The organism is Acinetobacter kanungonis (genome assembly GCF_009939195.1).
Lineage (GTDB): Bacteria > Pseudomonadota > Gammaproteobacteria > Pseudomonadales > Moraxellaceae > Acinetobacter > Acinetobacter kanungonis.
Window position 1 is genome coordinate 75052 of sequence record NZ_JAACKC010000009.1, and the last position, 22129, is coordinate 97180.

Genomic DNA, 22129 nt, shown 5'->3' on the forward strand with positions numbered 1-22129 from the left:
GTTGTGCTATTGGCGAGTTTATAAAAACTGAATCAGCAAACATATCGTTTGGTAGCATCTGTTATATTTTTTCTTCCGAAACTGTACCTACACTTCCTCAATCTGATGCTTAAAATAATGTTAAATATGAGTTATGAGCAAGCATCAATGGATTTTTTATTTAAAAAAAATAAAGCATGGTTTGTATTTTTTATCATCACCATATATTCATTTCTGGGTTTTTTTATTGGCTATGTGATTTGGGAATACGTTTTACAGTAAACCCGAAGGCTTAAGAATCCATAGGATGCAGCCCAATAAAGTTCGTTGCAATTGGAAGTTGCTTTTGGAAATTACTTTGCCGTAAAAGAGTCCGCCTAGCTGAACTTTAGTGATTCCCTAAATTGTGATTGATTCAAGGACGCAGTTCAGGACTGCATCTCTGAAATCTGTTCAATTAAGAGCTCGAGTGCTTGAATGATGGTTTCATTCATTTCAAAGGAACAGTTGATACGAATGTGATTCTGCTTTTTATTTTTGCGATAAAACAGAATACTTGGGGCTATACCAACATCGTTCTGAATCATTTTTTCATAAATGCGGCTGCTGTCTACTTCTTCAGGCAGTGTCACCCATAGAAAATAACCTGAAGGATAATAATGCACGGTGCAATTTTCAGGTAAGTGCTTGCTGAGATATTGATAATATTGATTTTTGAGGCGTTTTAAGGTTGTGCGTAGCCCTTTTAAATGTTTTTCATAATGACGATGCGAGAGATAATCCACCAGTGCATTTTGAATGAAGGAGTTGACTGAAATGGTGCTCATCAATTGCAAATGCTGGACATGTTCCGAAAACCTCCCTGCATAGACCCAACCAATACGAAAGCCCGCACCCAAGGTTTTGGAAAAGGAAGAGCAGTGCAACACCAAATTCTGCTGGTCATAATATTTCATCGACAGTGGTTTTTTCTGATCATAATAAAGCTCTTCATAGACATCATCTTCAATCAGATAAATTTCATGTTGATGCAGCAGTTTCGCAAGTTCAAATTTGATTTCATCACTGACCGTAAATCCAATCGGGTTCTGGCTGTTCAGCATCAGCAAACAAACTTTGATGGGATAAGTGCTAATGGCTTTTTGAAAGGCGTCCAGATCTAAGCCATGTTCAGGATGTTCTGGAATGGTAATAACCTTTAAGCCCAGATTTTCCGCGGCTTGCCATGCACCGTAAAACACGGTTTCTTGTAGCAGAATATAATCCCCTGCTTGGGTCATGGCTCTTAAGGATAGATTTAACGCATCCAGTCCACCTGAGGTAATCACAATATCCGAAGGATCGGTGGGAATGCCTTGCATGCAGTAACGCTGCGCAATCAGTTTGCGTAGCTCGTAGTTACCCGGCGGTAGGCTTGGCATTTGCTCATAACCGATGCGGTATTTTGCCTGTTGTGCCAAGGTCTGCATCAGTTTGGGAGAATAGAGCAGTTGGCTATTCGGGAAGGCACTGCCCAAAGGCACGATTTTCTCCAATTGAATCGATTTTAAATAACGAAACACCAGTGAGTTAATTTCAATTTTGTCATTCACAATGACTTTTTTAGCTAGAGCCGCTTGCACTGGATTTTCAGCAATAAAGTAACCTAGTTTTTCTTTGGAATAGATCAGCCCTTGTGCTTCCAGTTCTTGATAGGCATTCATCACGGTAATTAAGCTAAAGCCTGAAATTTCGACTTGTTGCCTTAAAGAGGGCAGTTTCTCATGAGCCTGCCACGTTCCTGTTTCAATCAGATGTTTGAGGCTTAAGGCAAGTTGTTCTGATTTATACATAAAGTGTCATGCTCATATGAGAAAGGGATAGCCGTGATTGCACCGCTATCCAAAGTTTTATTCAGTACGTTTTTAATAGGCTAGGCTCAGCAGCAGTTTAAAAAAGCCAGCAATGAGGCCTAGGGACAAGAATCCAAAACACCATAATAATATGAACCATGCTGTGGGGCTCAAACGATTTTGCATTTTTTTCATCAGCTTCACCTTGCTTAATGATAGCCTTCATCACCAATACGCACTTTGTCGCGGAATACCCAGTAGGACATAAAGGTGTAAATCAGGATAATTGGAATCAGAATCACGGCACCGACCAATGCAAACTTCATGCTGGATTCAGGTGCTGCTGCTTGCCAGATGGAAACCGAAGGCGGAATGATGTTGGGCCATAAACTAATTACAAATCCTGTAAAGGCCAGAAATACCAAACCCAGCGTTAAGACAAAGGGTTGCTTATCTTTGTGCTGTGTACATGCTTTCAAAATAAATCCAGAGCAGATCAGCACCAAAACAGGCACAGGGCTGAAATAGAGCAGATTTGGCAAGCTAAACCAGCGTTGTGCAATTTCAGGATGGCTGATGGGGGTATAAATACTGACTGCACCAAATACGATGAGTAGCGTGATGATCAGCTTCGGCATTAGTCTGTACATCTTCGCTTGTAAATCAGACTCGGTTTTCATGATGAGCCATGCACAGCCTAAGGCGCTGTACATGATGACCACTCCCAAGCCTACGAACAAAGAGAATGGAGTTAGCCAATCGAGTGGGCCACCACTGTAAATGCCATTTTGGGTTTTAATCCCTTGAATATAGGCGCCCAGAATAACCCCTTGGAAAAAGCTGGAGAAGAATGAACCCCAAATAAAGGCTTGATCCCATAAGGGTTTACTACGATGAGCTTTAAAGCGAAATTCAAAAGCCACGCCTCGGAAAATTAAGGCAATTACCATAAATATGATCGGTAAATACAAGGCGGATAACACGGTGGAATAGACCAGTGGAAAGGCAGCAAATAGACCTGCGCCACCTAACACCATCCACGTTTCATTGCCATCCCAGACAGGAGCAACGGTATTCATCATCACATCCCGTTCTGGCTGCCCTGAAATAAACGGAAACAAGATACCAACCCCAAGATCAAAGCCATCCATGACCACGTAAATTAAGACGCCCAAGCCAATAATTCCGACCCAGATTAATGCAAGATCAATCATGATGTTTCTCCTGATTCGAAGGTGTTTGGCTTGTTGAATGATCGACGGATTCTTCGACAGCACTTAAGGGACGCATGGGAGTTTTAAAGTGTCCTGGACCTGCAAGCTGTGAATCGACACTATCGATATGCTCGGGACCTGACTTGATTAATTTCAACATGTAGTAGATGCCTGTACCGAAAACCACGGTATAGACCAGTACAAAAATAATCAGACTGAGACCGACTTGATCTGCGGTGACGGTATGCGAAAGACCATGTTGGGTACGAATTACGCCATAGACCACCCAAGGCTGTCTGCCGACCTCCGTAGTGACCCAACCTGCAAGCAAGGCTATGTAACCTGTAGCACCCATAAATGTTGCAAAGCGATGGAACCAGCGACTTTCATATAAACGGTTTTGCTTACGCAACCATAATGCAGTCAGAGACATCAACACCATCAGCATGCCGAGTCCCACCATGATGCGGAAACTCCAAAACACTACGGGTACAGGGGGACGATCTTCAGGAGCGAAGTCTTTTAAGCCTGTGACTTTGCCATCCATGGAGTGAGTTAAAATGAGGCTGCCTAAATTCGGAATGCCCACCTCTAGGTGATTGCGTTCATTTTCCATATCAGGCAAAGCAAATAGCAGTAACGGCATGCCATGGTCATGATTGGTGTCCCAATGACCTTCAATCGCAGCCAATTTAGTGGGCTGATGTTCCAAGGTATTCAGACCATGCTGATCGCCAATGACCACTTGCAGGCAAGATGTCACGAGCACCATCCACAGTCCCATCGAGAAGGATTTTTTGACCAGCTCATCGCGACGGCCTTTGAATAAGTGCCATGCAGCAGTTCCGACCACCAATAAGGAAGAAACGAGAAACGCTGCGGTTGCCATATGCGCAAAGCGATAAGGGAACGATGGGTTAAATACAATTGCCCACCAGTCAGACGGAACAATAATGCCATTTTCAATGGAAAAACCTTGCGGGGTTTGCATCCAACTATTGGATGACAAAATCCAGAACATGGAAATACAGGTTCCAATGGCAACCATCAAGGTCGCAAAAAAGTGGGCCTTCGGACCGACACGTCCCCAGCCAAAGAGCATGATGCCAAGAAAACCTGCTTCGAGGAAAAAGGCACTCAACACTTCATAAGTTAGCAATGGACCCGTGACCGAACCGGCAATACGAGAAAATTCACTCCAGTTGGTACCGAACTGATAGGCCATGACAATGCCTGAGACCACACCCATGGCAAAGGCGACTGCAAAAATTTTGATCCAGTATTTAAACAGATCTTTATAAATCGGGTTTTGCGTACGCAGCCATTTCCATTCCAGTAGTGCCAGAAAGCAGGCCAAGCCAATTGAAGTCGCGGGGAAGATAATGTGAAAAGAAACGGTAAAGGCAAATTGAATTCGCGCAAGTTCGAGTGCGGTTAAACCGAGGCTCATAGGAACCCCCATTTCCAACATGGACGTCTGAGACTCGCTAGACCATGACCTGCATTTGCATGCTGATAACAACTGATAGATCGTTTCATCAAAACTACCTACTTTGAATAATTATCCAGATTTTGCAGGACGTACCATTCAAGATGTAGGTACAAGAACATGACATAAAAAATATAACAGAGAAAGTCGATAAAAATACTCTGTTATATTCAGACAGTACGATTCTGTAGCTACTGCTGATTTGAAAAACAATCAAAATAACAAACATGAATCAATCTGGATGGTGATGAAATGTTTGTTACAGAGAGCTTGAATAGAATTCCTGAGATCGTTGAACAAGAAGCTTTTTCAGCAAAGTTGAAAAAGAAGCTGACACAGAAATTTGTGAATCTAGAAGCAACGCTGCTGCGTGCGAAAGTACTCCGTGAACTTTCCAAGGCCAAAGTTGATTATATTGTGCAGTCGGCCATTCAGCCTGAGCAGGCAAGCTTGGCTTACTTATTTGCGCCTTTTATTCTGGGAAATTTAAATCAAAGCACCATCTATCATACTCAAGCAACTGTACCAGTACTGATTTTATTAAACCGCTATTATCAGGTGGAGAAAAAGCTGCACTTGAAAGTGGATGATGTACTACAAGCCCTGAATATTTATCTAGACCTGCATGATACAGACTTGGATGAGGTGGATTTTTTCTATTATGCCTTGCTGAATGCCTTGTGCCGAGCAGATGTCACCCAGATTTATTTCATTACTCACTTGAAGCTAGATGCTGAAAAGTTAGCGGTGGTTGAACAGTTTTTTAAGATCAAAATCCATCTTATTCAGACCGATCAATTGGACAAAATTATAGACAGTTCGGAATTAAACATGCGTCAGTTACTATTTAAGCGCAAAGATCAAGACTATATCGAATTGTGTGAAAAGTTCTCCAGACTTAATGCACAGTTGCTATTTGTCAGTGGTCGTTATAGCCTAACGCAAGCCAAGCAACTGGTCGAAGATATGTTTTATGCCGAGCATATTTATGAAAAATTATCGGTCTATGCTGAGTATATGCAAACCTGTATTCAGAATGGGGTTGCAGGACAGCAGGTGACTTTATTTGCCTGATTTCTATTTTTCTATTTAACATAGGTGATGCTTTGTACGGGGAATCAATGGAGATGTGTTGGCATTGAATCGCTTATAATCCCAAGGGCAAAGTCGAAGAAAAAGATCGTGCATTGAATGATAAATTGACATGTTTTAAGGAGAAAGGTTTTGGCGCAACTACAGGCTGAGGTTGATGTCGTCATTATTGGCGGTGGACAAGCAGCACTATCAACAGCTTACTTCTTAAAACGCAAAAAGATTTCATTCATTATTTTAGATAATCAGCAACGTGCAGGTGGGGCATGGTTGCATGCTTGGCAGTCACTTCGTTTATTTTCCCCGAATACATGGAGTTCATTGTCGGGTTGGATGATGCCCACAACAGCAGACACTTACCCAACCCGTGATGAAGTGATTGCCTATTTGAGTGCATATGAGCAACGCTATCAATTTCCTGTTGTACGCCCAGTACAAGTCGATCATATTGAACAGCAGCAGGGTGACTTGAATGTTTATGCGGGTGATCGCTATTGGACAGCCAAGGCGGTCGTGAGTGCAACGGGGACATGGGGACAGCCCTATATTCCTAAGTATCAGGGTGTTGAAAATTTTGAAGGGCTACAATTACATTCTGCTGATTATGTGAATGCGGAACCCTTTAAAAATAAACGTGTTTTATTGGTCGGTGGTGGAAATTCAGGTGCGCAAATTCTTGCCGAAGTTTCTAAAGTCGCGGAAACCACTTGGGTCACTATGACACCTCCGCAGTTTCTTGCAGACGATGTCGATGGTCGGGTGTTGTTCCTCCGCGCAACCGAACGTTTAAAAGCACAACAAGAAGGTCGCAGTATTGATCAGCCTGTTGGAGGTTTGGGGGATATTGTCATGATTGATACGGTTAAAGATGCACGAGCACGGGGCGTATTACACAGTAGGGAACCCTTTTTGTCCTTTGAGCAAAATGGCGTGATGTGGTCAGATACTTCGAAGCAAGCCGTTGACGCCGTGATCTGGTGTACGGGGTTTAAGCCCGCACTCAACCATCTGAAGAGTCTAGGTATTGTAGAACCCAGTCAGACGGTTGCAGTTGAAAATGGTCGCTCGATGAAAGTTCCTAACTTGTGGTTAGTCGGTTATGGAGAATGGACAGGAATGGCATCTGCGACTTTAATTGGCGTATCCCGAACGGCTAGACAAACGGCAGATGAAATAGCGGCTTATTTGGCTGATCCAGTATAATTCTGCATTTATCATGACCATGGATGATTTAACGAGTGTAATGAAATCAAGTCGGTTCGCCCAAATGCTATTACATCGATCATGAGTTTTCATTTCGTATCACACTCTAAACTCATGGGTGTTTACCAAGATCAGACACACGTTTTTGCATTCAATTAAAGCTGGGTTTCTAAAAGTTATGAACTATCAATAAGTGACAAAGTCTTAAGCATGATGTGAAAATTGCTTAAATCGTGTAATAAAAATAAATCATTTCATTCATCTCCTTGGTTTGAAGGAGATGAAATTTACATCTGAAGCAGTAATTTTTAGTCGCTTTTTTTAGTTGATTTTTATTCATTTTATATTCCATAATTAATTATTTAATAATATAAATTGTTGTTTTATATAAATTAAGCAATTATTAATATAATAAGCTCTTTCATGCAAACTCTATCCAATCGAAATGGGTTGTAATTTTAAACATGAATTTTACTCACTTTGGGCTGAGACTAAATCATTTTTATTCATGTAGTGGTTGCGGTATAAATTACACCATTCAAGCAATTTAGATTTAATCTCAAAAATTAGGATGACAATCACCATGAGTAAAGAGTTTGCATGTTCAATCAAACGCATTCGTTTTGATGAAAACTATCAACCCGCAGATAGCACACGTTTAACAACTAACTTTGCTAACTTAGCGCGTGGTGAAAGCCGTGAGCAGAATCTACGTAACACACTTCGAATGATCAATAATCGTTTCAATGCTTTAGCGCAAGCAGACAATCCGAATGGTGATCGTTATTCATTGGAAATAGATATTATTTCTGCGGATTTAGACATTGAAGGCAATGGTAAAACTTTCCCGATTATCGAAATGCTGAAAAGCACCATTACCGATCATCATACCAATCAACGCATTGAAGGCATGATTGGCAACAGCTTCTCATCTTATGTGCGTGACTACGATTTTAGCGTGGTACTGAAAGAACATAATAAAGAGAACTCAACCTCTTATGCACCTGAAGGTTTTGGTGATTTACACGGCAAGCTTTATCAATATTTAGTGAATTCAGAGACATTTAAAGCTGAGTTTAATCAACAACCTGTGATTTGTTTGAGTGTTTCAACCGCACGTAAATATTACCGTACCACCAATGAGCATCCTATTTTGGGGGTTGAGTATAAACAAGATCAGTACTCACGTACCGATGAGTATTTCCATAAAATGGGCTTACAGGTTCGCTTCTTTATGCCAAAAGGCAGTGTTGCACCTTTAGCATTCTATTTTGCGGGTGACTTACTGCGTGATTACACAGATTTTGAATTGATCAGCGCGATTAGCACCATGGAAACTTTCCAAAAGATTTATCGCCCTGAAATTTACAATGCAAATTCATCAGCAGCGCAAGTGTATCAGGCAAGTTTAGAGTATCCAGATTACTCATTGACTCGTATTGTCTATGACCGTGTTGAGCGTGGTCAGCTTGCAGTCAAACAAGGTAAATGGACGGAAGAGAATTTTATTAAGCCATATCAAGACATTCTTGAGCAATGGGCTGAAAGCTACAACGTAGAGCGTAACGCTGCTTAATTAACCCAAAACAGAATTTAGAGATAGAAGATTTAAAATGGCAATTTTATTACCAACATCAACGGCTGGCAGCTTACCGAAACCCTCTTGGCTTGCAGAACCTGAGAAACTGTGGTCCGCATGGAAACTTGAAGGCGAAGAACTGCTTCAAGCCAAGCGCGATGCTTTAAGCTTATCGTTACATGAACAGTTGCAAGCAGGTATTGATATTGTTTCTGATGGTGAGCAAACGCGTCAGCACTTTGTAACCACGTTTATTGAACATCTTGAGGGTGTCGATTTCGAAAAACGTGAAACAATGCGAATTCGTAATCGTTACGATGCAAGTGTGCCATCTGTTGTGGGTGAAGTATCTCGTAAGCAACCTGTATTTGTTGATGATGCCAAGTTTTTACGCAGCCAAACTACACAACCAATTAAATGGGCGCTTCCTGGTCCAATGACCATGATCGATACCCTGTACGATGGTCACTACAAAAGCCGTGAAAAACTGGCTTGGGAATTTGCTAAAATCCTCAACCAAGAAGCTTTAGAGTTAGAAGCTGCTGGTGTGGACATTATCCAGTTTGATGAACCCGCATTTAATGTATTCTTTGATGAAGTGAATGACTGGGGTATTGCAACTTTAGAACGTGCACTTGAAGGTTTGAAATGTGAAACTGCGGTACACATTTGCTACGGTTATGGTATTAAAGCCAATACTGATTGGAAACAAACTTTAGGCAATGAATGGCGTCAATATGAAGAATCATTCCCTAAACTGCAAAAATCTAAGCTTGATATTATTTCACTTGAATGCCAGAACTCACGTGTGCCGATGGATCTGATTGAATTGATTCGCGGTAAAAAAGTCATGGTCGGTGCGATTGATGTTGCAACCAACAGCATTGAAACACCTGAAGAAGTGGCAAATACATTGCGTAAAGCACTTCAGTTTGTTGATGCAGATAAACTGTATCCTTCAACTAACTGCGGTATGGCACCTCTGGCACGTGAAGTGGCGCGTGGCAAACTGAATGCCTTAAGTGCAGGTGCTGAAATTATTCGTAAAGAACTTGCGACGTCATACGCATCTATCGCGTAAGGTGAAAGAGCTACCCATGAGATGAATTGGGTAGCTCAATTTCATGTTCAAAACATGTATCTGTTTTATTAAGTACACATTTTAAGCCAGTGGTTATATGATGCGAATCGCGTGATATAGCCCAATCTAAACAAAATACACGGTTCAATTTAGGAACAAAATGATGATTGAAGCAACAGACTTTCGAAATGCAATGTCTTCGTTAACCAGCGCAGTGAGTGTTGTGACTACGGCAGGCATGTCTGATCGTCATGGTTTCACTGCATCTGCGGTGTGTAGTGTTACGGATACACCACCGACTTTGTTGGTCTGTATGAATAAAGCTTCTCGGTCACATGCGCATTTTGTTGAAAATAAGATTTTAACCGTGAATGTTTTAGGTGCACAGCATGAGCATATTTCTAACGTGTTTGCATCCAAACTGAGTTCTGAAGAACGCTTTCAACATGGTATCTGGACAGAGCTTGAAACAGGTGCACCTGTATTAAAAGATGCTTTGGTGAATTTTGATTGTGAGATTGATCAAATTCAAGAAGTGGGTACACATACCATTTTTATCTGCCGTGTTGTTGCGATTCAACAAAGTGAGCAAGATCAGAGTTTGGTTTATTTTAATCGTGCTTATCATCAGGTGGGGCAGACGGAAGTTGTTTAACTGATCATCATTAGAATTTTAAGTATATAGGTATCTCACTTATGGTGTTTATATAATTTAGCTAAGAGCATAGCTTGTTATAACTATGCTTTTTTTTAATATTAATATATTCAAATAATTAGAATAAATTATTTTTCTTTTTCAAATATTTAGAACTGCTTCCTATTGCTATTATGGGGATCTAGGGCAATGTTAAAAAGATAGATTATAGATGCATTTGCTTAGAATAAAAGGTTCCTTGGCTTAGATTACTTTCTGTAATTCATTGCATATCTTTAGTTTTATTATTTTTCATTTATTACTCAATGGATCAATTCTAATTCATTGATTTATTAGTTATTTTAAAAATATTTATCTTATTTCATATAATTCTTTCTAAAAAAGGGCTTCAATATTGAGATGTATTCTCATTGTATTGTTTTGACCTGTGGCAGTCCAGTTAAGTACTGATCTTTGAAGGTGAAAACAATTTTTATACTGTAAGTGAACAAATTGGAAATAAAAAGTTAATTGACTTATTGAAATATAACCATTTCTTGGTATATCTTGGCTTCGAAAAGTTTGATCTAATCGACGATTTAAAATTAAATTGAGGAGCAGCATGAATAAAATCTATAAACTGATATGGAATAAGCAACTAGAAAGTTGGCAAGCTGTTTCAGAATTAGCAAAAAACCATATTTCATCAAGTAGTTCGGCTACCGTAGTTAACCCAATTAAAGGGGTTATTTCAAAAGGATTGAGATTGATTTTCTTTGGTTTAGCTGTATTACCGCTTTCTGTGCATGCTGCTATCTCGAATACTGAATTGCCAACAGGTGCACAAATTAATTCGGGTTCTGCCAGTATTATACAAGCTGGTAATACCCTTAATATTCAGCAAAATAGCCAAAATTTAAGTGCGAATTGGAATACTTTTAATATTGGGCAAGATTCGACGGTTAATTTTTTACAACCTAATCAGTCATCCGTTGCAATTAACCATGTAATTGACAGTAATGCATCACAAATTATGGGACGTTTAAACGCTAATGGTCAGGTGTTTTTACTTAACCCGAATGGTGTAGTTTTTTCAAAAACAGCGCAAGTGAATGTCGGTGGTTTAGTTGCATCAACATTAAGCTTAAATGATGCTGACATACAAAACGGAAAATACACATTAAAAGGTGATGTTAATAGTACAGCAACAGTAGAAAATCAAGGTTTGATTCAAACCTTACAGGGTGGAACAATTGCGTTAATCGCGCCGAATGTTAAAAATACGGGCACAATTAGCACTCCTAAGGGAGTTACTCATCTGACAGCAGCAAGCCAAGTTACATTAGCATTACAAGATGGTTCATTGACCCAGTATCAAGTAGATCAAGGTGTATTTAAGGGTCTAGTGGAAAACGGTGGTGCAATCATTGCGGATAATGGTGCTGTGTATTTAACTGCTAAAGCCAAAGACAGTTTAAGTAAGGCTGTTGTAAATCATACTGGAATTATTGAAGCGAATCGTTTGACTCAAAATGCCAAAGGGGAAATTATTTTACTCGGAGACATGCAGTCTGGTGAAACAAATGTTAGTGGAACTTTAAAGGCTGAGGGAAAAAATGGTCAAGATGGTGGCTTTATTGAAACTAGTGCAGCAAAAGTAAGTATTGATAAAAATATTAAAATTTCCACCTTATCTGAAGGTGGTAGTACAGGTGAATGGTTAATCGATCCATACAATGTGGTGATTTCAAATTCAACAGATACAGGAGCAGGTTTTACTGCGAGTCAAGACGACACGGTGATTAATGCTACGACATTAAAGAATGCGTTAGCGACGACAGGGGTCACTGTTTCTACAGGTGGGACAGCAGTAGGTACTCAAGAAGGCAATATCACTGTAGATGCCGATTTGACTTGGACAAGTAACTCTACATTGACTTTACAAGCAGATAAAGACATTCAATTAAATAAAAAAATTACTGCTACTAATGGTGGTCTAACTTTAAATGCGGCTAATAATATTTCAGCAACCGAAGCAATAAATGTTGGAACCTTTACTTTAACTAAGGGGAATTGGCTGCAAAATACAGCAATTTTACCAAGTTTTTATGCTAGGGATTTTCGTTTAAGTGGTGGCAGTTTTGTTCGCGCATTAAGCGGTAACGGTACATCAGATAGCCCTTGGCAATTGACCGATATTTTTGGTGTACAAGGCATGGGAACCAAGTTAAATGGTAACTTTACTTTAGCGAATGATATTGATGCTAGTGGAACTGTCAATTGGAATAGTGGAGCTGGATTTAATCCGATTGGAAATGGTTCAACTTATTTTACAGGTGTATTTGATGGCTTAGATCATACAATTAATGGTTTAACAATCAATAGACCTACTTTAGAGGGTGTAGGGCTGATAGGCTGGGGTAGTAATATTCATATTTCCAATATAGGTTTATTAAATGCGAATATTATAGGTGGTCGTATTACTGGTGTGCTAGCTGGCTATTTGCGCGGAAATACGAGCATTTTAAACAGTTATACAGCAGGTGCCGTTTCTGCTGCATCATCCCAACATGTTGGGGGGATATTGGGTGCATTCGAAGGTGGAATCGCAGAGTTATCAAACTCATACTCTACAGCATTAATTCAGGGAAATGGTACAACAAGTTATATTGGTGGTTTGATAGGAACAACTAATTCAAATACTACGGTTAGCGATTCTTACTATGCTGGTACTATTGAAAATGGAAATAGTATTGTAGGTGGTATTCTAGGTGGTAGCTGGAATAATAATTTGATTAATATAAAAAACTCATATGTAGTGGGTAGTATTAAGGGGAATAGCACTGTTGGAGCCATTGTGGGGGGAGCTTCTAATGCTAATTTGACTAATTTAAAGATAAATAATAGTTTTTTTAATATTGAAACAGTAGGACAAATTCAAGCTGTAGGAAGTAATTCTGGAACATTAACAAATGTTATAGGTTTAACCACAGCTCAGATGTTTGATAAATCGTATTTAACAGGGTTTGATTTTAATACTGTTTGGGGAAATGGTGATAATCAAACTACGCCATACTTACTGAATCTTGCCAATAACCAAGTTTTTAATAAGAATGATTTACCGACAGGAACAATCACTTCAACCAATAGGCCAGCGCTATATACAGCTATTTTAAATGCAACCCAATTACAAAACATGAATCAAAACCTAAGTGGAAAATATCTACTTGGTAATGATATTGATGCTTCAGATACCAAAAATTGGAATAGTGGGGCAGGTTTTAGACCTATAGGCATAGATGCGTTGGCTAACTTCAGCGGTAAGTTGGATGGTTTAGGACACACAGTTAATGACCTCTATATCAATACTGGCGAAATGTGGAATGCAGCACTTATTGGTGGCGTTGATAATGCAAGTGTTGTGATTCGTAATATTGGTTTAATCAATGCTAATGTAAATGGTTCAACCTCAGTTGGTGGTCTAGTTGGAGCTTTACGACAAGGCACAATAGAAAATAGCTTTACCACAGGGAGTATTTATGGAACAGGCCAAGGAATAGGTGGTTTAGTTGGCTATTTAGGTAATTCAGGAACAATTAAAAATAGCTACTCTGCTGCCGATGTCTCAGGAGCAGCGACTAGCCAAGCAATTGGCGGGTTAGTAGGGCGTTTTGCTGAATCTGCACCAAAAATTATTAATAGTTATTCCTCGGGTAAAGTCACTGGAGGTATCAGCCAAATCGGTGGTTTGGTCGGTAACAATGCAAGTTCGTTGGGCGTCGTAACTAATAGTTTCTGGAATACGACGACTTCAGGTCGTGCTACTAGTGCTGGTGGTACAGGTAAAACTACTGCACAAATGCAGGATTTAGATACATTTGTAAATGCAGGTTGGGGCATTGATGATGTAGGTGGCACTGGAAAAGTTTGGCGTATATATAATGGGCTTACCGCGCCATTATTAAGAAATTTCTTAACCTCTTTGACCATTACTAATGCGGATACAACGACAACTTATAATGGGAAAAACCAAGGTGGCGGTTATCAAGTTGTACCAGCAGGAACTATTTATGATTCGTCATTAATTTTGTCACAACAAAAAAATGCCACCCCTACAGCAGTTGAAATAGATCTAACGAAGGACTTATATTCGGTTCAGCAAGGTTATGATCTAATTGTACAAAGCGGAAGCAGCACTGGAAAATTGACAATTAATAAAGCGGTACTGAATGCCATTACAGGCATTACTGCCAATAATAAGACTTATGATGGAACTTCTAATGCTGTACTAGATTATAGTCAAGCTAGCATTGATGGCATTATTTATGGTGCTGATCAGGTACTTATTGCACAAACGGGAACTGCCAAATTTGCTGATAAAAATGCAGCAGAGGGTAAAACTGTAGCTATTAGTGGTTTAAGTTTGGGTGGTACAGATGCAGGTAACTACACACTGCAAAATACAACAGCCAGCACAACAGCGAGTATTTCCAAAGCAGTGATTAATGCGATCACAGGCATTACTGCCAATAATAAAACCTATGATGGCACAACAGCTGCGACCTTAAACACAGGTTCAGTTGGTTTCACGGGAATGGTGAGTGGAGATGAATTAACTGTATCGACAGCGACAGGGAGCTTTAGCGATAAAAATGCAGCAGAGGGTAAAACTGTAGCGATTAGTGGTTTAAGTTTAGGTGGTACAGATGCAGGTAACTACACCCTGCAAAATACAACAGCCAGCACGACAGCAGATATTTCCAAAGCAGTGATCAATACCATTACAGGCATTACTGCCAATAATAAGACTTATGATGGAACTTCTAATGCTGTACTAGATTATAGTCAAGCTAGCATTGATGGCATTATTTATGGTGCTGATCAGGTACTTATTGCACAAACGGGAACTGCCAAATTTGCTGATAAAAATGCAGCAGAGGGTAAAACTGTAGCTATTAGTGGTTTAAGTTTGGGTGGTACAGATGCAGGTAACTACACACTGCAAAATACAACAGCCAGCACAACAGCGAGTATTTCCAAAGCAGTGATTAATGCGATCACAGGCATTACTGCCAATAATAAAACCTATGATGGCACAACAGCTGCGACCTTAAACACAGGTTCAGTTGGTTTCACGGGAATGGTGAGTGGAGATGAATTAACTGTATCGACAGCGACAGGGAGCTTTAGCGATAAAAATGCAGCAGAGGGTAAAACTGTAGCGATTAGTGGTTTAAGTTTAGGTGGTACAGATGCAGGTAACTACACACTGCAAAATACAACGGCCAGCACCACAGCAGATATTTCCAAAGCGAACATCAGTGAAATTCTGGGAATCATTGCGAACAGTCGCGCTTATGATGGACAGACCCTAGTGAGTTTAAATACTAGTAAAGCACAGTTTAACGGTATGTTTGCTGGAGATGAGCTGACGGTTGCAAGCGCGATTGGACAATTTGATAGTTCAAGTACAGGTAATACGAAGACTGTCTCAATTTTAGGCCTAAGTTTGGGTGGTAAGGATGCTCAAAACTATAGTCTGTTGAATACCACATCATCCACCAATGCAGATGTATATATGCAATTTCCAGATGCATATTTACAGGCAACACAATTAAAACGACCGCGTTATTTACCAGATACCCTTAATGTATTGAATAATGTAAATATTCAAACAGAACAAGGGGTAATCAACACTACAGGCATTAAAACTTTATCAGGGGAGCACTAATTGATGACACTTAAACGTAACTTATTAGCGACATCAGTAGGTGCTTGTTTTATTTTATGGGCAAATTCAAGCTATGCAGCAATCGTAGTGAATGCGCCAAATGCTGGACAATTGTTGCAAGAGCAGCAAAAAACTGATCAGAATAAATTACCTCAGCCAGCGGTTACGGTGGAGAGTGCCACTGACTCTTCTCTACCTTATTCGGCTGACGTAAAAATTCCAGTACAAAAAATTGAAATTTCTGGGAATAGTTTATTTACTGATGAACAATTACATCCTTTAGTTTCGGCAGCTGAAGGAAAGGCATTAACATTCAACCAACTGTGGCAGCTTGCACAAAAAATAACTCAATATTATCAAGAGCATGGTTATCCATATAGTCGTGCCTACCTTCCACAACAGAATTTAAGTCATGGAGTAGTGCAAATAAAGATACTCGAAGCCTACTATGATAAAACCGTAATTAATAACCAAAGCCGTACACAAAATTGGTTATTAGAACAGATGGTTGAGCCATTAAAGCAAGGTGAGCGCATTAATAGCAATCAGTTGCAGCAACAGCTTAAATTAATTAATCGTCTGGATGGTGTTTCAACTCGAAATGTTTTGTCCTCAGGAGAGTTATTAGGCAGTAGCCAACTGAATGTTGATGTTCAAAATACATCAATGTTAGGAGGTTATATTGGAGTGGATAACTTTGGTAATGAATATACAAATCGAGCCAGAGCAACAGCAGGAATTTCCGCATACAACTTAGCAGGTTTGGGGGATGAGTTAAGCTTTGACTTCATGACATCTGGTTCGCGTATGAACTATGGTAAGGTGGGGTATGCCTTTACTTTCACTGGTATGGGGACACGTGTAGGTGCTAGTTATTCATACTTATCATATGAATTAGGTAAGAATCTGAAAGACTTAGGGGCTGAAGGTAGTGCAGCACAAACGAGTGTATTTATTAGTCAGCCAGCATTATTAACCAACAATGCAGAAGTTTTATTAACCTTACAATATGATCATGAGCAGTTAGAAGATGACATTAATCTAAGTCAATATTACAAGCATCGTAATCTCGATGTGTTGACAGCCCGTGTTGATGGTTCGCAGTTTGATCAATTTCTTGGTGGTGGGCTAACGCAATATGGAGCATCAACCAGTTTTGGGCGTGTCAAATTCAAAAATGAGGTTGCTGAAATTTTAGATACTCAAACTGCTAATACAGCTGGAGATTATTACCTTACCAGTTTAAATCTTTCCCGATTGCAAAATTTGGGTACAAAAGGTACTCAAGCTTATGTGGGAATATATGGACAGTACAGCCCATATAATTTAGACAGTGCTGAGCAGTATTTGGGTGGTGGACCATTCAACGTACGTGGATATGAATCGAGCCAGTTAGCAGGTTCAAGTGGTTACTTGGCTACGTTAGAGTTAAGACAACGCTTATTTGCTACAGCTAGGAACCAGATTAATGGAAAAGTGTTTGTCGATACGGCTGAAATCATACTCAATGCAGATAAATGGCTTGGAAATAGTGGTGATAATCAAGTTCAGATGAGTAGTGCAGGTTTTGGGCTAAATTGGATAAGTGCTTGGAATATACAAGCTAATGCTGATATTGCTTTCCCATTTGGAGGCGAGTCTGAGCAATTAAGAAATACTGATGATTACCAATATTGGTTAAGTATTCGTAAGCAATTCTAACAGTTATTGTATTTATTGTAGTAATTAGGAATTACGAGTGGAAATCATTGTTAGCTTTATCAATCACTATACCTTCTAAGTATATGTAATGGAAAAAGCCAGCTTTGTTCAACAAGGATCTTTAAGATGAGGTTTTACTGAGTAATCTGATTTCAAGATACTAGATGATTCGAAGGTCTGAGTAATACCAATAGGAGTGGCGCTTATCTGAAGATGAGCGCCTTTCAAATTTTGTAGCGGAAACGAGGCTAGCTACTGTGACCCATCCTTGGTAATTGTCACAGGCTGAATTTATATGTAAAGCTTAACAATAAGAGCCTTAAAGCTTCATAACGGCTATTGATACGATTTTTTTTACCTACATGATGGCGGCAATATAAGTTAAGCTAATTACACAATAAAAGGGACTAAATTAATTGATTTAGAGATTTAGAATATAAAAAATAATACAGCTATTTCATTGAAAAGATTAATTGTTGCCAAAAATTCAGATACTTAAAAACTCAAAAGTTAATGTGGTTTGATTTATATTGATTGATGAAATGAATTTGGAGAAGAGTATTGCGTGTAGCTCATTATAAGTCTCTGATAATTATATTACTTATTTTAGTAATAGGTTTTGTTACCTATCGCTGGTGGCAGGGGCCACTGTTACCGAGCTATCAAGTAATCTCTAGCCCCCTCGTTCAGACAGTGGTCGCATCAGGACGAGTAGAGACGGTATCTCGAGCACAGATTGGAAGTGAAATTACAGGCGTTGTCCTTGAACGATGGGTTCAAGAGGGAGATCGGGTTTCCCGTGGAGATGTCCTTTTAGTATTGAAATCGGATGAAATCTCAGCGCAGGTGCGGCAGGCAGAAGCCGAATTAAAGGAACTCGCAACGACGAGACGTCCGCAAGCTGAAGTCGATTTGGCGAATGCCAAAGTGCAGTTAGAACAAGCCCAACGAGAAGCAGCGCGGAGAAAAGGCACAGAATTAGGTATATTGTCGGCTGAGGAACGCGAGAAATCACTCGAGGCAGAAAGAGTCGCACGTAATAATTTGGAATCAGCTCGAATAAAAGCCGCGGCTTTAGCCAAAGGTAATGTTGAAGAGACCATGTTGCGTGAACGACTGGCCGCGTTACAGGCTCAACTCGCCAAGACCAAAATTCGTGCTGAAGTCGATGGTACCGTTTTAACCCGTAATGTAGAGCCAGGGGATTTGGTACAACCCAGCCAGACACTCTTCACCATTGCACTGGAGGGTGCAACTGAAATTCGAGTTCCCTTTGATGAACGCAATTTACCCTTGCTCGCCTTACAACAAAAAGCCGTGGTTGTTGCGGATGCTTATCCAGATCGACCATTTCCTGCGCAGATTAATTTTATTGCTCCAAGTATTGATGCTCAGCGTGGCACAGTAGACGTCCGACTGACGGTTGATCCAGTCCCTGATATTTTACGTCAAGACATGACCCTATCTGTAAATATTGAAACCAACAAGCGCCAGCGGACCTTGGTCATTCCAAATGATGCTTTAAGCGCAATCAGTGGAAAAAAGGCCACGGTTATTGGGGTGAGGGAAGGAAAAATACAACGTCACCAAATTACATTAGGTTTACGTGGTTTGGTCATGTCGGAAGTTGTTGCTGGATTAAAAGAAGGCGATCAAGTCCTTGCTGATGCAGAATCACAGCTTAAGGATGGAACACGTGTCCGCATAGAGCAAACCCAAAGCATATTGCATAATCAAGCAGATCAAACAGATAGCAAAAATGAATTACCGGTGAAATTCGATTGAAAAACTTTTTAGGGCGACTTTGGACCGAGTGGACCATCGCAATCAGTTTTTTGCGAGAAGGTCGAACCCAGTCAATTATGATTACTATTGGCGTCGCCGTTGGTGTAGCGGTGATTGTGTTTATTAGTGCCTTAATTCAGGGCTTACAATCCAATATTGTAGAACGTACTTTAGGAACACAGGCACATATTCGCTTGCTCTCACCCGATGAGGTGAACCACATTGTACCGCCACAAGCTGGAACGCTACAGTTATTACAGGAAGATAAGCGGGCGCAGCGCTTGCGTTCAATTAATAACTGGCAACAAATTACGGAAACGCTAGATCGTTTACCCATATTGACTGCGGTTTCTCCAGTGGTCTCAGGACCCGCATTCGTACAGCGTGGAGAAGCAGTTGAATCCGTTGCCTTAGTTGGTATTAATCTTGAACGTTATCAAAAAATTATTCCGTTAAAGCAATATATCGTAAGTGGTCAATTACAGGTGAGCGCAGATAATGTATTAATTGGACGCCAATTGGCCAAAGATTTAGGTGTGCAAGTTGGGAGTAAATTAAGGCTAGATACTGGGCAACAAAAGAATGCCGTGGTTAATATCTCAGGAATCTTTGAATTGGGCGTGCGTGAATTGGATGCGCGCTATGTGTATCTGGATTTGAAGCAAGCGCAATCTTTACTTAATTTGCCAGGTGGGGTCACTGTCATTGATCTCACAATTCATGATATTTTTCAGGCCGATCAAATAGCCGCTCAAGTCGGACGCCTGACGTCATTAAAAGCAGAAAGCTGGATTGAAACCAATGCACAGTTGATGAATGCGATTACAGCACAGAGCCTTTCGACCAATATGATTATCGTTTTCGTTGCGATTTCAGTCGCTTTTGGCATTGCCAGTGTCATGTCTGTGAGTGTGGTACAACGTACTCGGGAAATTGGTATTTTGCGTGCGACAGGGGCGACGCAATCACAAATTTTAAGGGTTTTCTTATTTCAGGGGGCAATATTTGGCTTGCTCGGTTCGGTGCTGGGTAGTGTGGTGAGTTATGGTTTGATATGGGGATTTAATCAGTTTGGTCCTGGTTTGTTTTATATTTCAATTTCAATCAAGCTCATCATATCGGCTTTATTATTGGCGACATTGACGGGAGTATTGGCTGCTGCAGTACCATCACGTCGGGCGGCTGCATTAGATCCTGTGGAGGCAATACGCCATGTCTGATCATTCTCAGGAAGTACTGCGCTTAGCGGCATTACGAAAATCTTATAATGTCGGACAACCGAATGAGGTTGAGGTGTTGCACGGGATAGATCTGTGTATTGAACGTAACGACTTCGCCGCATTGATTGGTCCATCAGGTTCAGGCAAAAGTACCTTATTGAATATTCTAGGCTTATTAGATCAGCCTAGTAGTGGCGAGCTGTATTTGTTGGGTCAAGCCACAAGTCGAATGGAGGATGCGGAACGGACTGCATTAAGAGGCAACAGTATTGGTTTTGTGTTTCAGTTCCATCATCTTATACAAGCATTTACTGCCTTAAATAATGTGCTCATGCCATTAATGTTGAAGCAGGGCAAGCCAGATAAATCTGCGTTGGATTATGCACATGAATTATTAGCCGCAGTAGGTTTAGAAAAGTTTGCGGATCGTAAACCAAATGAGCTTTCAGGGGGGCAGCAGCAGCGTGTAGCGATCGCTCGTGCACTCATTACTCAACCTGCGTTATTGTTGGCGGATGAGCCGACTGGCAATCTGGATACTCAAACGGCTGCTGAAATGTTTGAATTATTTCGAAAAGTACATCGTGAACATGATTGTGCCGTGTTGTTGGTCACGCATGATCCACGTTTGTCTGCAACCTGCGACCGAACCATTAATCTGGTGGATGGGAAAATTCAGAGTGATTACAAAAATCAGTGAATTTAAGCATAAAGTTTGATTATTTTTCTGTAGAAGCGGCTCAAAAAATATTTTTAGCGAGATGGGAGTTTTTCCTTATCAAGTATATAAATCGATGATTAGAAATATTAAATTGAAATAGATGTTTTTACACGGATTCCTGAAATTATCAGGGCAAGCCTAAATCTATACAGCCTGTGTTGAATGAAGTTAAAAATACTTCATTGCTTAAGTGTTGAGCTATGGTGATGAATACATTGAATAATTCACGCTTTGTTCACAAGGGAGTCGTGTATTTTGAAAAAAATATGATGAATAGGTTGAGTAATGCAAAATTTCTTTAAAACATCCCTAAGCTGTACAGTAGTCGCCTGTTTTGGTTTATTCGCATCATTGACGACCCAAGCTGAAACGTCAAAGCCGCACGCCGTCAGCCAAATTGAGATTGATCAATATGTTGGGCAGTGGTACGAAATCGCGCATTTGCCCATGTACTTTCAACGCAATTGTGTCAGTAACACCACAGCAAATTATACGCTTAACTCAGATAAGACAGTCGGTGTCTTGAATAGCTGTCGTACCAAAACAGGTGAGACGATTTCATCGCAGGGAGTCGCTTATCCACAAAATTCTGGTATGAGTCAGTTAAAGGTCAGTTTTTTACCTGCTGGCTTAAGATGGATTCCTTTTACCAAAGGGGATTATTGGATTTTAAGAGTCGATCCTGAATATAAGGTTGCACTGGTCGGGGGATCTAGCCATAAGTATTTATGGATCTTATCGCGCAGCCCACAAATTGACGAAGCGACCTACCAATCTTACTTACAAACGGCACGTCAATATGGTTATGATGTGACTAAATTGCTAAGAACAACTCATCCAGAATAACGCGTGAAATTCATGGGTGATT

The 22129-nt window shown here is 40.3% G+C and carries 15 protein-coding genes; 12 read left to right on the forward strand and 3 right to left on the reverse strand.

The annotated features are described in order from the left end of the window. Window positions 1–147: 147 nt before the first annotated feature. On the forward strand, window positions 148–261 hold the full coding sequence (locus GWK51_RS16670; protein WP_235941164.1) for a hypothetical protein: 114 nt from the start codon (window positions 148–150) through the stop codon (window positions 259–261). A gap of 146 nt (window positions 262–407) precedes the next feature. Here GWK51_RS16670 and GWK51_RS14795 read toward each other — a convergent pair whose 3' ends face one another. The 3 genes from GWK51_RS14795 to GWK51_RS14810 all read right to left on the reverse strand — a co-directional run bounded on the left by GWK51_RS14795 (window position 408) and on the right by GWK51_RS14810 (window position 4475). Then, window positions 408–1811 carry an aminotransferase-like domain-containing protein gene (locus GWK51_RS14795; protein ID WP_161934282.1) on the reverse strand — a complete coding sequence of 468 codons (1404 nt, stop codon included), beginning with the start codon at window positions 1809–1811 and terminating at the stop codon, window positions 408–410. A gap of 209 nt (window positions 1812–2020) precedes the next feature. Beyond that, entirely contained in the window at window positions 2021–3025 is a 1005-nt protein-coding gene (gene cydB, locus GWK51_RS14805; RefSeq protein WP_161934283.1) for a cytochrome d ubiquinol oxidase subunit II, read from the reverse strand. Next, window positions 3018–4475, reverse strand: a complete 1458-nt coding sequence (locus GWK51_RS14810) for a cytochrome ubiquinol oxidase subunit I (protein WP_161934284.1) — start codon at window positions 4473–4475, stop codon at window positions 3018–3020. The genes cydB and GWK51_RS14810 overlap by 8 nt, the downstream gene beginning before the upstream one ends. A 291-nt stretch (window positions 4476–4766) precedes the next feature. Here GWK51_RS14810 and GWK51_RS14815 point away from each other — a divergent pair, with 291 nt between their 5' ends. The 11 genes from GWK51_RS14815 to GWK51_RS14865 all read left to right on the forward strand — a co-directional run bounded on the left by GWK51_RS14815 (window position 4767) and on the right by GWK51_RS14865 (window position 22107). Beyond that, on the forward strand, window positions 4767–5588 hold the full coding sequence (locus GWK51_RS14815; protein WP_161934285.1) for a hypothetical protein: 822 nt from the start codon (window positions 4767–4769) through the stop codon (window positions 5586–5588). 150 nt (window positions 5589–5738) lie between these two features. Further along, the gene (locus GWK51_RS14820) at window positions 5739–6809 is read left to right on the forward strand and encodes an ArsO family NAD(P)H-dependent flavin-containing monooxygenase (RefSeq protein WP_161934286.1); all 1071 of its coding nucleotides are present in this window, start codon (window positions 5739–5741) and stop codon (window positions 6807–6809) included. Between the two features lie 583 nt (window positions 6810–7392). Continuing rightward, window positions 7393–8385, forward strand: a complete 993-nt coding sequence (locus tag GWK51_RS14825) for a DUF1852 domain-containing protein (protein ID WP_161934287.1) — start codon at window positions 7393–7395, stop codon at window positions 8383–8385. A 37-nt stretch (window positions 8386–8422) separates the two neighbouring features. After that, on the forward strand, window positions 8423–9469 hold the full coding sequence (locus GWK51_RS14830) for a methionine synthase (protein WP_161934288.1): 1047 nt from the start codon (window positions 8423–8425) through the stop codon (window positions 9467–9469). A 163-nt stretch (window positions 9470–9632) separates the two neighbouring features. After that, window positions 9633–10124 carry a flavin reductase gene (locus tag GWK51_RS14835; RefSeq protein WP_161934313.1) on the forward strand — a complete coding sequence of 164 codons (492 nt, stop codon included), beginning with the start codon at window positions 9633–9635 and terminating at the stop codon, window positions 10122–10124. A gap of 601 nt (window positions 10125–10725) precedes the next feature. Beyond that, window positions 10726–15834: a YDG domain-containing protein gene (locus GWK51_RS14840; RefSeq protein WP_161934289.1), complete on the forward strand. Its 5109-nt coding sequence runs from the start codon at window positions 10726–10728 to the stop codon at window positions 15832–15834. 3 nt (window positions 15835–15837) lie between these two features. After that, complete coding sequence (locus GWK51_RS14845) at window positions 15838–17535, forward strand: ShlB/FhaC/HecB family hemolysin secretion/activation protein (RefSeq protein ID WP_161934290.1); 1698 nt, start codon at window positions 15838–15840, stop codon at window positions 17533–17535. Window positions 17536–18096: 561 nt separating this feature from the next. Further along, window positions 18097–19320 carry an efflux RND transporter periplasmic adaptor subunit gene (locus GWK51_RS14850; RefSeq protein ID WP_161934291.1) on the forward strand — a complete coding sequence of 408 codons (1224 nt, stop codon included), beginning with the start codon at window positions 18097–18099 and terminating at the stop codon, window positions 19318–19320. Continuing rightward, on the forward strand, window positions 19317–20540 hold the full coding sequence (locus tag GWK51_RS14855; protein ID WP_161934292.1) for an ABC transporter permease: 1224 nt from the start codon (window positions 19317–19319) through the stop codon (window positions 20538–20540). Before GWK51_RS14850 ends, GWK51_RS14855 begins: the two co-directional genes overlap by 4 nt. Further along, complete coding sequence (locus GWK51_RS14860; RefSeq protein ID WP_161934293.1) at window positions 20533–21240, forward strand: ABC transporter ATP-binding protein; 708 nt, start codon at window positions 20533–20535, stop codon at window positions 21238–21240. The genes GWK51_RS14855 and GWK51_RS14860 overlap by 8 nt, the downstream gene beginning before the upstream one ends. Window positions 21241–21546: 306 nt before the next feature. Further along, the gene (locus GWK51_RS14865) at window positions 21547–22107 is read left to right on the forward strand and encodes a lipocalin family protein (RefSeq protein ID WP_161934294.1); all 561 of its coding nucleotides are present in this window, start codon (window positions 21547–21549) and stop codon (window positions 22105–22107) included. Window positions 22108–22129 lie beyond the last annotated feature (22 nt).